Here is an 18,324-nt window from a genome sequence, read left to right on the forward strand (position 1 = left end):
TTATCATTTCTTTCTTAAGAAAGTTGGGAAATCTCCATCTTCATCATCATTAGTTTCTTCAATTTTTTGAGCAACTTGAGGTTGTGGAATATTAACATTATTTTGTTTTCATTGACCTATTCTATCTTGAACATGTCTATTTTCGTTTTCAGCTTGTTTTACGTATTCTGGTCTTTTATCTTGATTTACCATAAATGATGTTCTTTGTTCATAAGCTGTTTCAACTTGTGGTTCACTTTCATAATTTGGTTGATTCATTGTATATGAATCCTTTTGAACATTTGGAGTTTGTTGTGAACTTATATTTGGTGAAACATAGTCGTCATCAAAACCAGTTGCAATTACAGTCACAATTAAATCATCATCTAAATGTTCATTAATTGCTATACCAAAGATAATATTTACATCTTCACCACTTGCTTGTTGAACAATATCAACTGCATCATATGCATCATTTAATGAAACTGTTTTTCCACCAGTAACGTTAATAATTGCATCCTTAGCTCCACGAATTGAAGTTTCTAATAATGATGAAGTAATTGCTTTGTTTGCAGCTTCAATTGCTTTATCTTCTCCAGAACCAATTCCAATTCCAAATAAAGCGTTTCCTTTACCTTTCATTACTGTTCTTACGTCAGCAAAGTCTAAGTTAATTACAGCAGGAACAGCAATTAGATCAGTAATTGTTTGAACTCCTTGTTTTAAAATATTATCAGCTTCTCTAAATGAATCTTGAACTGGAATTCCACCAATAATTTCTAATAATCTATCATTTGAAATTATAATAATTGAATCAACATATTTTCTTAATTCATTTAAACCTTGAACTGCATAAGAATTTCTTAATCTTCCTTCAAATCTGAAAGGTTTTGTAACAATAGCAATAACTAATGCTCCAGTTTCCATAGCAATTCTTGCTATTTCAGGTGCAGCACCAGTTCCTGTACCTCCACCCATTCCAGCGGCAACAAAAATCAAGTCTGATCCTTTTAATGAATTTTTGATTTCTTCTTCTGATTCAATAGCAGCTTGTTTTCCAATTTCTGGATTTGCTCCTGCTCCTAATCCTTTTGATATTTCTTCTCCAAGAACAATTTTAGTTGGAGCTGAACTTGCAGCTAAAACTTGTGCATCAGTATTTGCAACAATGAAGTCAACACCTTGAACGTTATCATCAACCATTCTGTTAACAGCGTTGCAACCTCCTCCTCCAACACCAATTACCTTAATCTTGGCATTTTTATTTAAATCTAATTTTGTAGACATATTTTTTCCCTCACTTTTTTTATTGTTTATTTGTTTGCGTATTTATAATACCATTTTTTAAATAGTTTTCATTTTTTTGATAATTTTGTTGCACCATCATTTGTGGTGAATATTGATTTGATTGTTGATAATTTTGTTGTACATTTGGTCTAAATTGTTGAGTTTGTTGCAAATGTTGATTTGGTCTTACTTGATTTGGATATACCATTTGCTGTGCTTCAACTCTATTAGCTGGATGTTCAGAATTTAGATAAATCTCTGTACTTGTTTTAATCTCTTTTAGATTTTTATTTGTTAAATGTAAATGTTTCATCATTCCACACAATGAAGTAGTTCAAATTTGACTTGCTCCAGTTACTAATGAATAATAAATTTCTGAAATATTTTTGTAATTACTTCTTAACAATATTTTCTCAAATCCAGCAATCTCTGTAATTTTACCCGTATGATAAACTTTAAAGTTTCTTATATTATTCATTTCTCTTGAAATTAATACATCTGATTTATCAATTACAGCATTTAGTTCTTCTAAAAGCATATGCTTTAGATCAATTGCTTTTAATTCAAATATTTTTCTTTCGCTTGCAATATATTTTCTATACATTACATTGTTGTCTAATCTATTTGATGAGAAATCCAATAATTTAAATATATATTTATCAGCTATATCAAATTTTGAATACATTTTTGCAGATAAATTTTCAATAATATCTTTAATCCCAAAATTTATTACCTCTTTTTTTACAAGAGTTTCTCTTGAGAAAAATCCAATATCAATTGAGTCTCAATCTCAATTTATTAAAGCAAATGTATTTCTGAAATTTAAACCATCTCCGCATTGTTTTGCAAGAGTGAACATTTGACTTGATGCAGTTATAGTTTCTAATTCTAAACTTTTTAGCACTTTATTGAATGAATCAACAACATGTCTTTCTGCTGCATAAACTTTTGCATTCATTGATACTAGTTCTGCTTTTGCACCATATGGCATATTTGCAAAACTTTGACTATTATTAATTCTAAACTCATATGGTTTCATATTTGCAAAGACTAAATTATCTTCAAACACTACTCTTTTAGCATCTTTACATAAGATTGTTAAATGTTCTTTTCTAATAATTTTATCTGGATTATCAATATAAAGGCTTGATGAAGAATCTTTTATTTGCATCGATGCAGTTGGATATATTACTGAAACTCTTTTTATTTTTTCTTTGAACATTGATTCATATTTATTAATCATTTTATTAAGTCTATGAGAAACAATATTTGTATCAACAATATCATTTTTTTCTGTTAATCAACTATTTTTTGTTTTTTCTCTCTCTTTAAAAACAACTTTTAAACCCATATTCTTTTTATATTTTCCAACAGCAAATTTTATATATTTTTTAGTAATTTCAATTACTGCATATGTTTCGTTTTGCATTCTATTCACCAACCTTTCTAATTGCTCAAAGTTTTGCACTATGAGCTCTTCTATTATCTAGTAATTCTTGTTCTCCTGGTAATACAGGTTTTTTTATAACAAGTTCATAGTCTTTTTTTATTTCCATTGCTATTGGTAATTTTCTTAAAAATTTATCTTCTTTCGAAGTAGTTTTAGTTTTAAAAATATCTTTAATTATTTTTTCCTCTAAAGAGTGAAAAGTTATTACACAAATTACTCCTCCTGGATTTAATAATTCTAATGAATTATTTAAAGACCTTTTTAAAACTTCAAGTTCATCATTTATATAAATTCTTAAAGCTTGAAATACCTTTTTTGCTGGGTGTTTCTTTTGTTTAAGAACTTTTTGCGGTAGACATTCTTTTATAATATCTACCAATTCAAAAGTAGTTTTTATTTCTTTTTCTTGTCTTTTAATAATAATTTTTTTAGCTATTTCTCATGAAAATTTTTCATCTCCATATTGAAAGAAAATATCAGCAAGTTGTTTATCTGTAAAAGTATTTACAACTTCCTTTGCAGTAATTTTGGTATTTTTTTGATCCATTCTCATATCTAAATCAGAGTTGAATCTATAACTAAATCCTCTATCTGCTTTATCAAATTGAGGACTTGAAACTCCCAAATCATATAAAATTCCATCTACTTTTTTGATCCCACTCAAAGAAAGTAAAACTTTTATATCTGCAAAGTTTCCTTCTAAAATAGTAAAATTACTTGAAATACATTCAAGTTTTTTCCTACTTATTGCAATTGCATCTTGATCTTGGTCAATTGCATATAAATGTCCTTGATCTATTTTTTTTAAGATTTCAGCACTATGACCTGCTCGCCCTAGAGTACAGTCAACATATATTCCATTACTTTTTATATTTAATAAATCAATTGATTCATTAAGTAAAACAGATGTATGTTCTTGTGCCATTAATTTACTCCGCCCAATTTTTCAGCAGCTTCTACAAGCTGACTTTTTGCATCAATTGAATAAATTTGATGCTTGTCTTTATCCCAAATTTCTACTCATTCACCAGCCCCGGTGATTTGAACAGTTTTTGAGATTCCAACTTCTTCTAATAAATTTGTTGGCAATTTGATTCGCCCTGAACCATCAATTGCTATTTCGTCAGTATTAGAAAATATTGTTCTAACAACTGTACGTGTTGTTGAAGAAAGAGCACTTTGTGCTTTAAGTTCGTTATATCATTCTTTAAAATTTTCTGGTGTTCTAATTTCTAAACAAAGTCCATCAATACTTCTTGTTACATAAACTAGTTCCCCTAGTTTATTACGTAATTTTGAAGGTATTGTAAGTCTAGATTTATCATCCAAATTATGTTCAAATTTTCCAAATAACACAAAGTCACCCACTTTCTCCCACACATAAACAATTATATACCACTTTATAACATATTCAACTTTTTTTTAATATTTTTCTCCCACTAAGTAAATAAAAAAAGTGCATAAAAAGGCACTTTTTAATGAATAATTTTTCTTTCTAAAGAATTAATTATATTTTGTACTCTATCTTTTAATTGTTTTTCATTTTCTAAAATCTCTTCAATTTTTAAAGGATCACTGGTTAATAATGGTCTAATAAAATATTTGTTTAAATATATTTTATAATACATATAAAAACTTCTTAATAAATTTACAGAAGTTAATGGATCTGATGAAGCAACTATATCGTAGAAGGAATTTTCGTCAATATCATATGATATGACATCAAATCCATTTTCATTTAATGAATTAAAAGCAGATAGAGGTATAATTCTTTTAGAAATTTCTTTTATACTATTGTTCATATTAAAATCCTCCAATAATATTAATCGATTAATTTTACAAAAAAATTTAAAAAAAAAAAAAAAAAGTACTTTTTAAGTACTTTATTTATTAATCAACTTTTTTAACTTCTTTGTTTTTATAGTAACCACATTCACGACAAACTCTATGTGGTTTGATCATACTTCCACAGTTTGGACATGAAATAATTGCTGAGCTTACTAAAGCCAAGTGACTTCTTCTTTTATTTTTAGCAGCTTTACTGGTCTTTCTAAATGGTACAGCCATGTTGACACCTCCGTTGTTTATTTTTCAAAATTAAAATCTTTAAGTTTTTCTCATCTTGAATCTATTTGATTTTCTTGTTCTTGTTGGTATTCTTCTTCAGACATAAGTATGTAATCTTTACCGACAAATGAAATTTTATCATAATTATTGGTTAAATTCATAGGAATATTTAAAACAATTTGTTCAATTGCATAATCTAGAATACTAAATTTATCTCCCAAAACAATATTATGTTGATCATCGTTTATATCTTCAAAATAATATTCTTCATTTCAATCATAAATTTGATCATCTAATTTAATATCTTTTCCATCTCTTGCATCCATTGCATGAATAGTTGCAGTAATTTTAGCACTTACAATAATAGATTTCATTGATTCTTGATAATTTAAAATACCCTTAACATGAACTTTTTCAATTGACTTAATTAAATCATGATCTATTTTAAAATCTGCATTAATTTCTAAATTTTCATCCAAATTTATCAATTGCTTTAGTTCTATATCTTTTTTTAACACTATCTCACCTCTATTTTTAGTTTTGATAGATTATTTAATACCTTATCTCATTGTAATTGTACTTCTTGATCTGTTAATTGATTTTCAACGTTATTGAATTCAAATGAAACAGAAACAGATTTTGAATTTATTTCTTTTAATTTAGCATCTTGATAAATATCAATTAATTCTACTTTTGTTAAATAATCTACATCACTTATTATTTCTTTAATAACTTGTGAGTATTTATCTTTTTCAGTAAGAATAATTGATACATCTCTTGTAGTTTTTTGGAATTTTGATATCTCCTGAGCTCTAATTACTGAGTTTTTTACATCTTGAACTGCTGTTATGTTTAGTTCTAATATAAAAGTTGAATCGAGTTTTTGAGATTGTTCAAATTTTGGATTTAATTTATAAATAAATCCAAGTGTTAGTCCATTTAAATCAATTTTTGCATTTATAAATGGATGAATATCATTTGGAGCTTTTTCATTTATTTCAAATGAAACTTGACTTAAATCAATATTATATGAATTTAAAATTGAATCACAAATTCCTTTTAGATATGCATAACTTGATTTAATTGTTATATCATAACCTTTTTGATTTATAACATCACCTGAAATTAAAACAGAAAGATGTCTTTGTCTTAAATTGTCCATATTATAAATATCTGCATATTCATATAATTTAACATTTTTATTACCTTTTGAATAATTAAATGAAGCAGTTTCAATAATTGATCTAGATAAACTTAATCTAAATGTTTCTCTTAATTTACTTAATGGACTCATTAAATTTATTGGATTATTAATTTCAAATAAATTTCATTTTTCAACCATTTCTGTTGAAAGTAATGAATATGTTTTAATGTTTGTAAATCCCAATCCAAGTAGATAATTTTCATTTTGTTTTTGTAATCGTAAATCTAATTTCTTTGATTTACTATCAGATAAAATTTTTGGAGGGATAGATTTAACATTGTCATATCCATATATTCTAGTAACTTCTTCTACTATATCTGCACCATGTGCAATATCTGTTCTAAATGGATCAGGTTTAAATATTAGTTCATCTCCATTTTCAGTTATTTCAAAATCCAATGTTTTAAATAACTCCTCAATTTCTTTTGTGCTTAAATTAACTCCCATTAGTTTATGGATGTATTCTAATTTAACATTTACTTGTATTTGTTTTTCATTTGATTCTTTTATAATTTCAATATTACTATTTGATTCATAAATATTGTATTGATCTAACCAGTACATAACTCTATTTTGAGCTACTGTATACAATTTTGAACTTATAGGTTTCATATATCTTTGCAAATCAATTGTAGAGGTATTAAATTGCTTTTGTTGTTTTCTCATAAATATTGGATCTAAAGATAGATAAACAACTAAAATTTCTTTTGAATCTACTGTTGGTAAGAAATCAATGTTTGTTTCAACACCCAATGTTGAAACAACTTGTTCATCACAAATTAATTGTAAATTCACATTGTGATCTTTATCTTTATTATCTTTAATTTCTAATTGTGAATTCAATTTACTTGGATCTAAGAATATTACTGGTTGACCTGTTTCAATAGCTATTGCATTTGCTAGATCTAATCAAAAATTGTGTGTTGTTTTACAGTCATTAAATTTTAATCAAATATCTTGATTTGAGTAGATTTTATATTCTTTTTCACCAATAGTTAATATATCTTTTACGCTAACTAATTGTAAAGCAGCACTTCTTACAATATTGTCCATATCTTTGCTTATTTTAATTGATACTGGAGATGATAAATCATTAGTTTTAAATTCATAATGTTTTGTTAAATCATTTATATCTTTATTAAAGTAATTTGCCAATTCCTTTACAAATTGTAAAGCACCTAATGCATCACTTCTATTAAGAGTTAAATCTACTTCTCAAACAGCATCTAGAAAACCAATTTCTTCAAGTGCAGTTTCATTTCCAATCATTGAATAAGTGTCTTCTTTAGTAACAATTGGATAAATTCAATCTTTTTCTTTAACAGACAATGCTTTTGAATCTAACCCAATTTCTGTTAAAGCACAAAGCATTCCCTCAGACATTTTTCCTTTAATTTCTCTATTTTCTAGTTTCATTCCATTTGCAATTTTTTTACCAGCTTCTGCTAAAACTACATATTGACCTTCTTTAACGTTGCTAGCTCCACAAACTATTGGAGAAACTAAATCTTGACCTTTATCTACAAAACAAAAGTTTAAATGAGTTCCTTCAATAGGAGCTACATTTCCCACATGAGCAATTTTTAAATTATCATTTAATAATGAATAATCTTTAAATGAATCTACTTCAAAACCAAGTGAGTTTAATGCTACAGTAATTTGTTCATTTTTAATGTCAGTTAAATCTATTAACTTTTCTAATCATTTTCTTGTTAAATACATATAATTCTCACTTTCTAATTTCCAAAGAATTTAAATTGATCTAAAAATCTAACATCATTTTCATATAGCTCTCTAATATTTTTTAAACCATATTTAAGCATTGCCAGTCTTTCAATACCTACTCCAAATGCTAATCCAGTAACTTTTTCAGGATCCAATCCATTTGCAACCATTACTTCTGGAGCAAGCATTCCTGAACCTAAAATTTCAATAAATCCAGTATATTTACATATTGGACAACCTTTACCACTACAATTAATACATCTTACATCTACTTCAGCTGATGGTTCTGTAAATGGAAAGAAACTTGGTCTCATTCTAATTACAGTATCTTCAGAGAATAAACGTTTACACATATATTCTAAAACTCATTTTAAATTCGCAAAACTGATTTTTTCTCCAATTGCAAAAACATCCATTTGCATAAATTGATGTGAATGTGTTGCATCATCATCATCACGTCTATATACATTACCATAACTAACAGCTGCCATATTTATATTTCCTGTTTGTGCTGCTTGTGTAAGCATTCTTGCAGTCATATTTGTTGCATGTGTTCTTAAAACAGTATGATTATCTATATAAAACGTGTCTTGCATATCTCTTGCAGGATGGCCAATTGGCATATTAAGTTTTTGGAAACAGTATTCATCTGTTTCAAATTCTGTTCCGTCAACCATTTCATAACCTAATTCAGTAAAAATTGAAGAAACTTCATCTATTACTAAATTCAATGGGTGTTTTGTACCCATTTTTAAATTTACTCCAGACAATGTTAAATCAATTTTTTCATTTTCTAGAACTTTTTTTAATTCTTCATTTTCGTATTTTTCACTTAAATTGTTCAATTTCTCAAAAATAATTACTTTTATATCATTTGCTTTCATTCCAGCTTCTTTACGTTCCTCAGGAGAAGCTGATTTTAAGTTTTTAAGAATATCTGTTAAAGGTGAATCTTTTCCTGCAAATTGTTTTTTTAATTCATCTAATTCTTCTTTTGTTTTAATAGTTTCAAATTTTTGATTAAAACTAACTAATATTTCATCTAATTTTTTTAACATCTTTTTACCTCTCCTAAATTCACAGCAATTTAATTATACTAAATTAATTTATTTTTTTATTAAATTGAGAATTCTTTTTTCTTTTTTATCCTTTATATACTACATAATTAAGTTACATTTTCCTTATAACGAGTAATTTTCTTTTATATTATTTTTATTCAATGATCTTAAAAAAACAAATAAATGCTTTTCTAATTCTTCTTTATATTTTGCTAATTTTAAATTAAAAAAATCTTCTGTGTCATATAAATTACCATTATATTCAATTGACATATGAATTTTTTCATAAAATAAGTAAACAATTAGCCCATTATTTATAATTTTCTTAGTTTCTATATAAATCATATGAATCAAATTATCAAGCTTATTCATTTCATTTAACTGAAGTTCAATTTCTTTAATGTCATTTATATTAAACTCTATTCATTCTCTTATTTTTAATACTTTTTCTTTGATATCTTGTTCTTGATTAAAATTAAATTTTATATTTAGTTGTTTTTCCATCATTGTAAAAAAATTATCAATATTTAAAACTCTAAAAAAGTCTTCAAATTCTCATCTAAATTTAAAATCTTCTAAAGTACTTTCAATCATTTTCTTCTTAAATCTTTTAACTATTTGTTCTATTAGCATAAATACCTCTTTTGAATATTGTATAAAAAAAACTACTCTTATGAGTAGTTTTTAAAACTTTAAACTGGCAGCGTCCTATTTTTGCATTATACTATCGTCGGCGTTGCTGATCTTAACTTCTGTGTTCGACATGGGAACAGGTGTGACCTCAGCGCTATGACCACCAGATCTTAAGTTTTATTTGTCTGAGAGACTAAGTTTTACTTGAAAACTAAATCGTACTCTCAAAACTGAATACTAGATGATTTTATATATCTATACAAGCAATTTTGTTAGGTTATTCTTTGAAAGACCTCGATCTATTAGTATTGGTAAGCTAAACACGTCGCCGTGCTTACACACCCAACCTATCAACCATGTGGTCTACATGGGATCTTACTTCCGAAGAATGGGAAAACTCATCTTGAAGGAGGCTTCTCGCTTAGATGCCTTCAGCGATTATCCTTTCCGCACATAGCTACCCTGCTGTGCCACTGGCGTGACAACAGGAGCACCAGGGGTGCGTCCATTCCGGTCCTCTCGTACTAGGAACAGCTCTTCTCAATTTTCCTACGCCCACAACAGATAGGGACCAAACTGTCTCACGACGTTCTGAACCCAGCTCGCGTACCGCTTTAATGGGCGAACAGCCCAACCCTTGGAACCGACTACAGCTCCAGGATGCGATGAGCCGACATCGAGGTGCCAAACCTCCCCGTCGATGTGAACTCTTGGGGGAGATCAGCCTGTTATCCCCGGGGTAACTTTTATCCGTTGAGCGACGGCCCTTCCACACGGGACCGCCGGATCACTAAGTCCTGCTTTCGCATCTGTTCGACTTGTAAGTCTCGCAGTTAAGCACCCTTATACCTTTGCGCTCTTCGTACGATTTCCAACCGTACTGAGGGTACCTTTGAGCGCCTCCGTTACATTTTAGGAGGCGACCGCCCCAGTCAAACTACCCACCAAACACTGTCCCTGGCCCGGATAACGGGTCTAGGTTAGAACCTCAATGTAACAAGGGTGGTATTCCAAGGATGACTCCACAACCACTAGCGTGATCGCTTCAAAGTCTCCCACCTATCCTCTACATGTTACACCAAGATTCAATATTAAGTTATAGTAAAGCTCCACGGGGTCTTTCCGTCTAGTTGCGGGTAACCAGCATCTTCACTGGTACTAAAATTTCACCGAGTCTATAGCCGAGACAGCGAAGGGATCATTACGCCTTTCGTGCGGGTCAGAACTTACCTGACAAGGAATTTCGCTACCTTAGGACCGTTATAGTTACGGCCGCCGTTCACCGGGGCTTCAATTCGATGCTTCACCGAAGCTAACATCTCCTCTTAACCTTCCGGCACTGGGCAGGCGTCACCCCCTATACTTCGTCTTACGACTTTGCAGAGAGCTGTGTTTTTGCTAAACAGTTGCCCCTTCCTCTTCACTGCGGCTCACATAAAGTGAGCACCCCTTCTCGCTAACTTACGGGGTGATTTTGCAGAGTTCCTTAGCTATAGTTATCTCGCTTGCCTTAGGATTCTCTCCTTGACCACGTGTGTTCGTTCTAGGTACAGGCACCTAATAAATTAACGCTAGAAGCTTTTCTTGGAAGCGTGGAGTCATGGACTTCGCTACTTGCCGAAGCGTTCACTCCCCATCACACTTCAAGGTTACAGTACGCGGATTTGCCAACGTACACCTCTTTGTGCTTAGACCGGCATAACCAACAGCCGGCATCCACTATCCTTCTCCGTCACTCCATCACTTTATTAGGTGGTACAGGAATATCAACCTGTTGTCCATCGACTACGCCTTTCGGCCTCGCCTTAGGTCCTGACTAACCCTGGGTGGACGAACCTTGCCCAGGAAACCTTGGTCAAACGGCATGGGAGATTCTCACTCCCAAACGTTACTCATGCCGGCATAATCACTTCTAATCGTTCCACCCGTCCTCACGGTCGAACTTCATCACAATTAGAACGCTCCCCTACCACTTGCATTGCTGCAAATCCAAAACTTCGGTACTACGCTTAAGCCCCGGTACATTTTCGGCGCAGAAGCACTCGACTAGTGAGCTGTTACGCACTCTTTAAATGATGGCTGCTTCTAAGCCAACATCCTAGCTGTCTGTGCACTTCCACATCCTTACACACTTAGCGTAAATTTAGGGACCTTAGTTGTTGATCTGGGCTGTTTCCCTCACGAGCATGGACCTTATCACCCATGTTCTGACTGCCGAGTATGAAATTATGGCATTCGTAGTTTAATTGTGATCAGTACCCCTAGGTGGGGCCATCACACATTCAGAGCTCTACCTCCATAATCCTTTACCTCGACGCTAGCCTTAAAGCTATATCGGGGAGAACTAGCTATCTCCGGGTTCGATTGGAATTTCACCCCTAGCCACAAGTCATCCACGGTCTTTTCAACGAACGTTGGTTCGGTCCTCCATTAGGTTTTACCCTAACTTCAACCTGCTCATGGCTAGATCACCCGGTTTCGTGTCTACGACATCGTACTAAACGCCCTATTAAGGCTCGCTTTCACTACGGCTCCGTGTATTCCACTTAACCTTGCACGATATCGTAACTCGCCGGCTCTTTCTACAAAAAGCACGCCATCACCCATTAACGGGCTCTGACTTCTTGTAAGCGTATGGTTTCAGGTACTATTTCACTCCCCTCTCGGGGTACTTTTCACCTTTCCCTCACGGTACTGGTTCACTATCGGTAAAATGGTAGTATTTAGGCTTACCCAGTGGTCTGGGTAGATTCCGACAGGGTTTCTCGTGCCCCGCCGTACTCAGGATACTCTCTCGAGGTTAGTGCATTTCGCATACGGGACTATCACCCTCTGCGGTGCTGCTTCCCAACAGCTTCTGCTATACACTAACTTTGTAACTCTAACAAGAGTCCTACAACCCCGGCCCGTAGACCGGTTTGGCCTGTTCCGCTTTCGCTCGCCGCTACTGACAGAATCACATTCGTTTTCTTTTCCTCTTGGTACTAAGATGTTTCAGTTCCCAAGGTTCCCTTCACATAACCTATGTATTCAGTTATGGATAACACGAGATTAATCGTGCTGGGTTTCCCCATTCGGACATCGTCGGATCAAAGCTTACTTCCAGCTCCCCGGCGCTTATCGCAGGTAGTCGCGTCCTTCATCGGCTCCATTTTCCAAGGCATTCACCATACGCCCTTACTATACTTTCTAAAGAAAAACCTATTGCATATATAGATAATCTATAAAATTAATGAAATTTTAGTTTTCTTAGTATTAATCTTAAATAAGTTACTACTACATTTATATTGTTTATAAACGTAAGAAAAATAAAATGTCTATTTTCATCTAATATTCAGTTTTCAAAGAACGATTTTCTTTACAGAAATTGTTTGGGCCTAATGGCCCGTTAAACAATCTCTGAAAACTAGATAGAACGAGATATAATCATAAGCTGTTTTATCGTTTCACTCAGCTTTTTCTCTTAATCTACGAATACTCCATAGAAAGGAGGTGATCCATCCGCACGTTCCCGTACGGATACCTTGTTACGACTTCACCCTAATCGCTAATCCTACCTTGGTACGCTCCCTCCTTACGGTTAAGATACGTGCTTCTGGTATTACCAACTCTCATGGTGTGACGGGCGGTGTGTACAAGACCCGAGAACGTATTCACCGCGACATTGCTGATTCGCGATTACTAGTGATTCCGGCTTCATGAAGTCGAGTTGCAGACTTCAATCCGAACTGAGACTGACTTTTTGAGATTAGCTCCCCCTCGCAGGATTGCAACTCTTTGTATCAGCCATTGTAGCACGTGTGTAGCCCAGGACATAAGGGGCATGATGATTTGACGTCATCCCCACCTTCCTCTAGCTTACACTAGCAGTCTCATTAGAGTCCTCAACTTAATGTTAGTAACTAATGATAGGGGTTGCGCTCGTTGCGGGACTTAACCCAACACCTCACGGCACGAGCTGACGACAACCATGCACCACCTGTCTCAATGTTAGCCTCCACTACATCTCTGTAGCTTTGCACTGGATGTCAAGCCCTGGTAAGGTTCTTCGCGTTGCTTCGAATTAAACCACATGCTCCACCACTTGTGCGGGTCCCCGTCAATTCCTTTGAGTTTCACTCTTGCGAGCATACTACTCAGGCGGAGTACTTAATGCGTTAGCTGCAGCACCGACTTAAAGCCGACACTTAGTACTCAACGTTTACGGCGTGGACTACTAGGGTATCTAATCCTATTTGCTCCCCACGCTTTCGTGCCTCAGAGTCAATCACAGGCCAGTAGACCGCCTTCGCCACTGGTGTTCCTTCATATATCTACGCATTCCACCGCTACACATGAAATTCCATCTACCTCTCCTGCATTCTAGTTAGCCAGTTTTCAAGGCGAACCGGAGTTGAGCTCCGGGCTTTAACCTCAAACTTAACTAACCTCCTACGCACCCTATACGCCCAATAAATCCGGATAACGCTTGCCACCTATGTATTACCGCGGCTGCTGGCACATAGTTAGCCGTGGCTTTCTGGTAAGGTACCGTCAAACTAAAAGCATTTCCTCTTCTAGCATTTCTTCCCTTACAACAGAGCTTTACAATCCGAAGACCGTCATCACTCACGCGGCATTGCTTCATCAGACTTTCGTCCATTGTGAAAAATTCCCTACTGCTGCCTCCCGTAGGAGTCTGGGCCGTATCTCAGTCCCAATGTGGCCGATCAACCTCTCAGTTCGGCTACGTATCATCGCCTAGGTGGGCCATTACCCCGCCTACTAGCTAATACGCCGCATCCTCATCTTCTAGCGACCCAAACGGGCCTTTCAACATCTTCTCATGCGATAATGATGTCGTATGCGGTATTAGCAGTCGTTTCCAACTGTTATCCCCCACTAAAAGGTAGATTAGATACGTGTTACTCACCCGTTCGCCACTGGGTGCAAGCACCCCGTTCGACTTGCATGTATTAGGCATGCCGCCAGCGTTCATCCTGAGCCAGGATCAAACTCTCATTAAATTTAATCAATGTGAAAATTTTGATTCATGACTATATCTTGTTTCTCAAATAATTGAACTTGTATAAATTGTACAAATTAATTGGTTGTTGTTGTTCTATCTAGTTTTCAAAGATCGTTTTTCGTTAGTTTTTCACAACCAACGACATATAAAAATATATATGATTGAAAGACAATAATCAATACTTTTTTAAAAATTTTTTAAAATTTTTTTAATTTTCTTAAACAGAATTTCTTTACTGAAAGAAAATTAATTAATTTCTTTTAAAACCCTTTAAAATAGGCACCGTTATTGACAATTAAGATAATAACATATTGCAAATAAAAAAACATAAAAAAAATAAAAAAGTTTAAACTTTTTTATTTTAATCATCTCAATCGATAGTTGGTGTGAATTCTTCCCTATTTTCTTCATTTACAGGGTCCATAATTCTATCAATATCTATTTCCATAGTTTTTGTTTTTTCGCTTTGTAAGCTATTTACTATATTTGATTTACTTACTAAATGATCTGTTTTTGGTGTTTTTGGAACAAGTCTTCTTTCTTGTTTTTTCATAGCTTCTCAGATTCTATCTGAATCACCTAAAAATACTTTTCCTTGATAATTTTCATCAAGTCTTGCTGTTCTTCTTTCAATTTTTTCAACATAAACAGGTTTTACAACATTACCAATTGGTTTATTAAATTCACCTTCTCTTTGAGAAGCTCTTCTAGGAACTATAGTTTGTTTATAAGGGTCTTTCGGCTCTGTAATAGGTGGTAATTCTTCTATTTTAGGTAAACTATTAGTTTGCACTTTTTCTTCATTTAATTGCCCTGAGAAGTTATCTATTAGAGGTTTTTCAAGATCATAATTTATGTTTTCACTATTATTTATTGAATCTAATTCTTCTTCATTAATTTCATCTTCAAGAATTTCATCTTCAAGAACTTCAGGTTCATTAGCATTGTTATCTTCATCTTCTTGAATTTCTTGTTCAATTCCACTAGAAAAATTATTATTACTTATATCTTCTTTTAATTTAGCTAATTTATCTGACATGTTAAATGTCTCATCATTTGGTGTTGAAGTAAATTCTGGATTAAATTCAGCTTCTTTTAATTGTTGTTCATGATCTCTTAAAACCATTGGTTTGAATGGTTCACTTGAATCATTATTTGAAACTGATGTTTTTGTAGTTCTTACTTTTTGTCTAACATTTGAATTAGCCTTAAACATTGGAACAATAGAAATTAGTAAAGCAACTGATCCAATAGAAAGAAATATTATATTTAAAAGTAGTGATGTAATAATAATTATTTCCCCATCTTTTATTATTGTTGGATTTTTTGTAATTAACATTGTCAGGAATGTAAAGTTTATTGCAACTGATCCAATTGCTAAAATTGCATAAAGAAAACTAATTGCATTTCCTGATTTTGAAAATAATCTTATACTTCCAATTAGAAATAAAGATAGAATAAAAGATAATCCAATTATTTGTAAAATATTTAATATCCCGTATTCTTTATCAAAATTGTTAAAAAAGAATTTTTTTCCTTCAAATAAAAAAACCCCTAAAAAACTTAATATTGAACCTGCTAATAAAATTAACACGCCAAAAAATATACTTTTTCTCATATGTTTGCCCCTATCGTTATAGCCCTAAAAATACATAGATATTGTAGCACCAAAAAAAAGTAAAGACAAGTAATATAGTTCTAAAAAAGTTTATTAAAAAAACAAGAATAAATCTTGTCTTTTTAATAATTAATTACTAATCCCATATATCTTGTCATACTTAATAAAGATTCACGAATTCCTTGCACTCCTTCTCCAGAATCTTTTATTCCTAAAAAAGGAAAACTATCTGGACCACGTTGAGGTCTTGAATTAATATTTACTGTCCCAGTTTTAATTCTTTTTGCAGTTAATATTGCTTTTGAAATATCTTGACAGAAGATACTTGCTTGAAGTCCAAATTGTGAATCATTTGCAATTTTAACCATTTCATCAATTGTATCGATTCTTATAATTGGTAATATAGGACCAAAAGGTTCTTCTCATGCTACTTTCATATCTAAACTAACATTATCAATTAAAGTTGGTCACATAAGATTTTTTTCTCTTTTATCACCTGTTACAATATTTGCTCCTTTTTGTTTTGCATCATCAATTAAACTTTGAATAAAATCAGCTGATTTTTCATCAATAACTGGTGTAATAAATGCATTATCTTTTGGCATTCCAACACTCAATGATTCAATTTTATTTTTTAATAAAGGTACAAGTTTATCTGCAATCTCATTATTTACAAGCACTCTTTTTACAGCAGTACATCTTTGTCCTGAATACCCAAAAGCACCATTAATAATTTCATCACAATATTTATCAAGATTTAAATCATCTAATACAAGTGCTGGATCTTTTCCACCTAATTCAAGAACTAAATCAGTTGTACTTCCATTTTTTCTTATTTGATTACCTATTCCAACACTTCCTGTAAATGAAATCATGTCTATTTCTGGATTTGAAGTAATAATATCTCCAATTTCTCTTCCTCTACCTGTAATAATATTAAAAATTCCTTTTGGAAGTTCTGCTTTAATTACAAGTTCTGACATATAAGCTCCAACTAAACTTCCAGCTGTTGCTGGTTTAAATACAACAGTATTTCCCATTACTAATGCTGGAATTATTTTTGCAAATGCTAAGTTAAATGGATAATTGAAAGGTGAAATTGCAAGAATTACACCTTTAGCAACTCTTGAAAATACTCCTAACTTATTTTTTGCACCCATTCCTTCACCTGTTAAAGCCATTGGTTCAATTCTTTTTGCCTCTTCAAAAGTATAGTCAATAATTTCAACTGTTCTTTCAACTTCTGCAAGTGACTCTTTTAAATTTTTTGCAATTTCTTCTGACATTATTTGAGCAATTTCTTCTTTATTTTGATCAATTAAGTCTCTAAATCTCTTTAAAATAGAAATTCTTTTTAACAATTCAACTTGTTCTCATTGTTCTTGTGAACTTCTTGCCACTGAAAATGCTTTATTTATATCATCTGGTGTTAATGCACTTACCTTACCTGCAATTTCCAATGTTGCTGGATTCATTATTTCTAGTCATTGACCATTATCCACTAATTCATTATTAATTAATGCCTTATATTGTCTCATTTTTTAATCTACCCCTTTTTAATTCATTGAATAAATATCTTTCATTAAAATAGAACCTGCAATTGCAACGTTCAAACTTTCTAAATCAGGATTAGTTTTAATCTTAATATTTAAATCAATTTTTTTAGAAATTTCCTTGGAAATACCTTGTCCTTCATTTCCAAGTATCAAAGCTATTCTATTAACTTTGATTTTTTCTAACGAGTTACTTTCTTCTTTAAGTAAAGTCCCTACAACTATTATATTCTTTTGTTTTAATTTATCTAAAAAAAATGATAAATCTTCATTTCTTAAATTCAAATCAAAATGATTTGATTGTGTTGCTCTTAAAACTTTGGGATTATAAAAACTTACACAATTATTAGAACAAATAACGTTTTTAAATTCGAAAGCAAAAGCACTTCTAATTAAAGTACCCAAATTTCCTGGATCTTGAATACCATCTAAAATTAAATAGTTCCCATCTAAGTCTTCTTTTTGTTGCATTTTACAAACAGCAAAAATACCCTGATTTGTTTTTAAATCTGATAGTTTTTTAGATACATTATCTGATATTTCAATTACATTTAAAAAATGTTTATATTTTTCAAATAAATTTTTTTCTACTAAAATAGTTTCTACAACTTGCTTTTCTAAAGCCAAATTAACCATTTTAATCCCTTCAATAATATAACTTTGCTTTTCCTTTTGCATTTTTGTTTCTTTAAGGGAAAGAATCTCTTCAATAAGAGAATTATTAACAGATGTAATTTTCATA

At 31.9% G+C, this 18,324-nt stretch carries 13 protein-coding genes and 3 rRNA genes; all 16 read right to left on the reverse strand.

The features are described 5' to 3' along the window. On the reverse strand, positions 1-1,266 hold the full coding sequence (gene ftsZ, locus SDIMI_RS03255; protein ID WP_020836568.1) for a cell division protein FtsZ: 1,266 nt from the start codon (positions 1,264-1,266) through the stop codon (positions 1-3). Positions 1,267-1,285: 19 nt separating this feature from the next. After that, positions 1,286-2,695: an acetate and sugar kinases/Hsc70/actin family protein gene (locus SDIMI_RS03260; RefSeq protein ID WP_020836569.1), complete on the reverse strand. Its 1,410-nt coding sequence runs from the start codon at positions 2,693-2,695 to the stop codon at positions 1,286-1,288. Position 2,696: 1 nt separating this feature from the next. Further along, positions 2,697-3,641 (reverse strand): 16S rRNA (cytosine(1402)-N(4))-methyltransferase RsmH, encoded by a 945-nt coding sequence (gene rsmH / locus SDIMI_RS03265; protein ID WP_020836570.1) that lies wholly within the window; start codon positions 3,639-3,641, stop codon positions 2,697-2,699. Then, positions 3,641-4,072, reverse strand: a complete 432-nt coding sequence (gene mraZ / locus SDIMI_RS03270) for a division/cell wall cluster transcriptional repressor MraZ (RefSeq protein WP_020836571.1) — start codon at positions 4,070-4,072, stop codon at positions 3,641-3,643. Before mraZ ends, rsmH begins: the two co-directional genes overlap by 1 nt. A gap of 119 nt (positions 4,073-4,191) precedes the next feature. Continuing rightward, positions 4,192-4,518 carry a hypothetical protein gene (locus SDIMI_RS03275; protein ID WP_020836572.1) on the reverse strand — a complete coding sequence of 109 codons (327 nt, stop codon included), beginning with the start codon at positions 4,516-4,518 and terminating at the stop codon, positions 4,192-4,194. 88 nt (positions 4,519-4,606) lie between these two features. Continuing rightward, positions 4,607-4,783 carry a 50S ribosomal protein L32 gene (gene rpmF / locus SDIMI_RS03280; protein ID WP_020836573.1) on the reverse strand — a complete coding sequence of 59 codons (177 nt, stop codon included), beginning with the start codon at positions 4,781-4,783 and terminating at the stop codon, positions 4,607-4,609. Positions 4,784-4,800: 17 nt separating this feature from the next. Further along, entirely contained in the window at positions 4,801-5,301 is a 501-nt protein-coding gene (locus tag SDIMI_RS03285) for a YceD family protein (protein ID WP_020836574.1), read from the reverse strand. After that, positions 5,301-7,709: a phenylalanine--tRNA ligase subunit beta gene (pheT, locus tag SDIMI_RS03290; RefSeq protein WP_020836575.1), complete on the reverse strand. Its 2,409-nt coding sequence runs from the start codon at positions 7,707-7,709 to the stop codon at positions 5,301-5,303. The genes SDIMI_RS03285 and pheT overlap by 1 nt, the downstream gene beginning before the upstream one ends. Before the next feature lie 14 nt (positions 7,710-7,723). Then, entirely contained in the window at positions 7,724-8,770 is a 1,047-nt protein-coding gene (gene pheS / locus SDIMI_RS03295; RefSeq protein WP_020836576.1) for a phenylalanine--tRNA ligase subunit alpha, read from the reverse strand. Between the two features lie 123 nt (positions 8,771-8,893). Then, a complete protein-coding gene (locus SDIMI_RS03300) occupies positions 8,894-9,403 on the reverse strand; it encodes a hypothetical protein (protein ID WP_020836577.1) in 510 nt (169 codons plus the stop codon). A gap of 62 nt (positions 9,404-9,465) precedes the next feature. Continuing rightward, positions 9,466-9,571: ribosomal RNA gene (rrf, locus tag SDIMI_RS03305) — 5S ribosomal RNA — on the reverse strand. Positions 9,572-9,684: 113 nt separating this feature from the next. Then, positions 9,685-12,596 (reverse strand): 23S ribosomal RNA (locus tag SDIMI_RS03310). A 292-nt stretch (positions 12,597-12,888) separates the two neighbouring features. Then, a 16S ribosomal RNA gene (locus tag SDIMI_RS03315) occupies positions 12,889-14,409 on the reverse strand. Together the 16S, 23S and 5S rRNA genes form the textbook arrangement of a ribosomal RNA operon. A gap of 363 nt (positions 14,410-14,772) precedes the next feature. After that, positions 14,773-16,029, reverse strand: coding sequence for an ABC-2 family transporter permease (locus tag SDIMI_RS03320; protein ID WP_020836578.1), 1,257 nt, complete (start codon positions 16,027-16,029; stop codon positions 14,773-14,775). Between the two features lie 122 nt (positions 16,030-16,151). Beyond that, positions 16,152-17,567 carry an NADP-dependent glyceraldehyde-3-phosphate dehydrogenase gene (locus tag SDIMI_RS03325; protein WP_020836579.1) on the reverse strand — a complete coding sequence of 472 codons (1,416 nt, stop codon included), beginning with the start codon at positions 17,565-17,567 and terminating at the stop codon, positions 16,152-16,154. A gap of 18 nt (positions 17,568-17,585) precedes the next feature. Beyond that, positions 17,586-18,323, reverse strand: a complete 738-nt coding sequence (locus SDIMI_RS03330) for a TrmH family RNA methyltransferase (protein WP_020836580.1) — start codon at positions 18,321-18,323, stop codon at positions 17,586-17,588. Position 18,324 lies beyond the last annotated feature (1 nt).

The sequence above is a fragment of the Spiroplasma diminutum CUAS-1 genome (assembly GCF_000439455.1).
GTDB classification, from domain to species: Bacteria; Bacillota_I; Bacilli_A; order Mycoplasmatales; family Mycoplasmataceae; genus Spiroplasma_A; species Spiroplasma_A diminutum.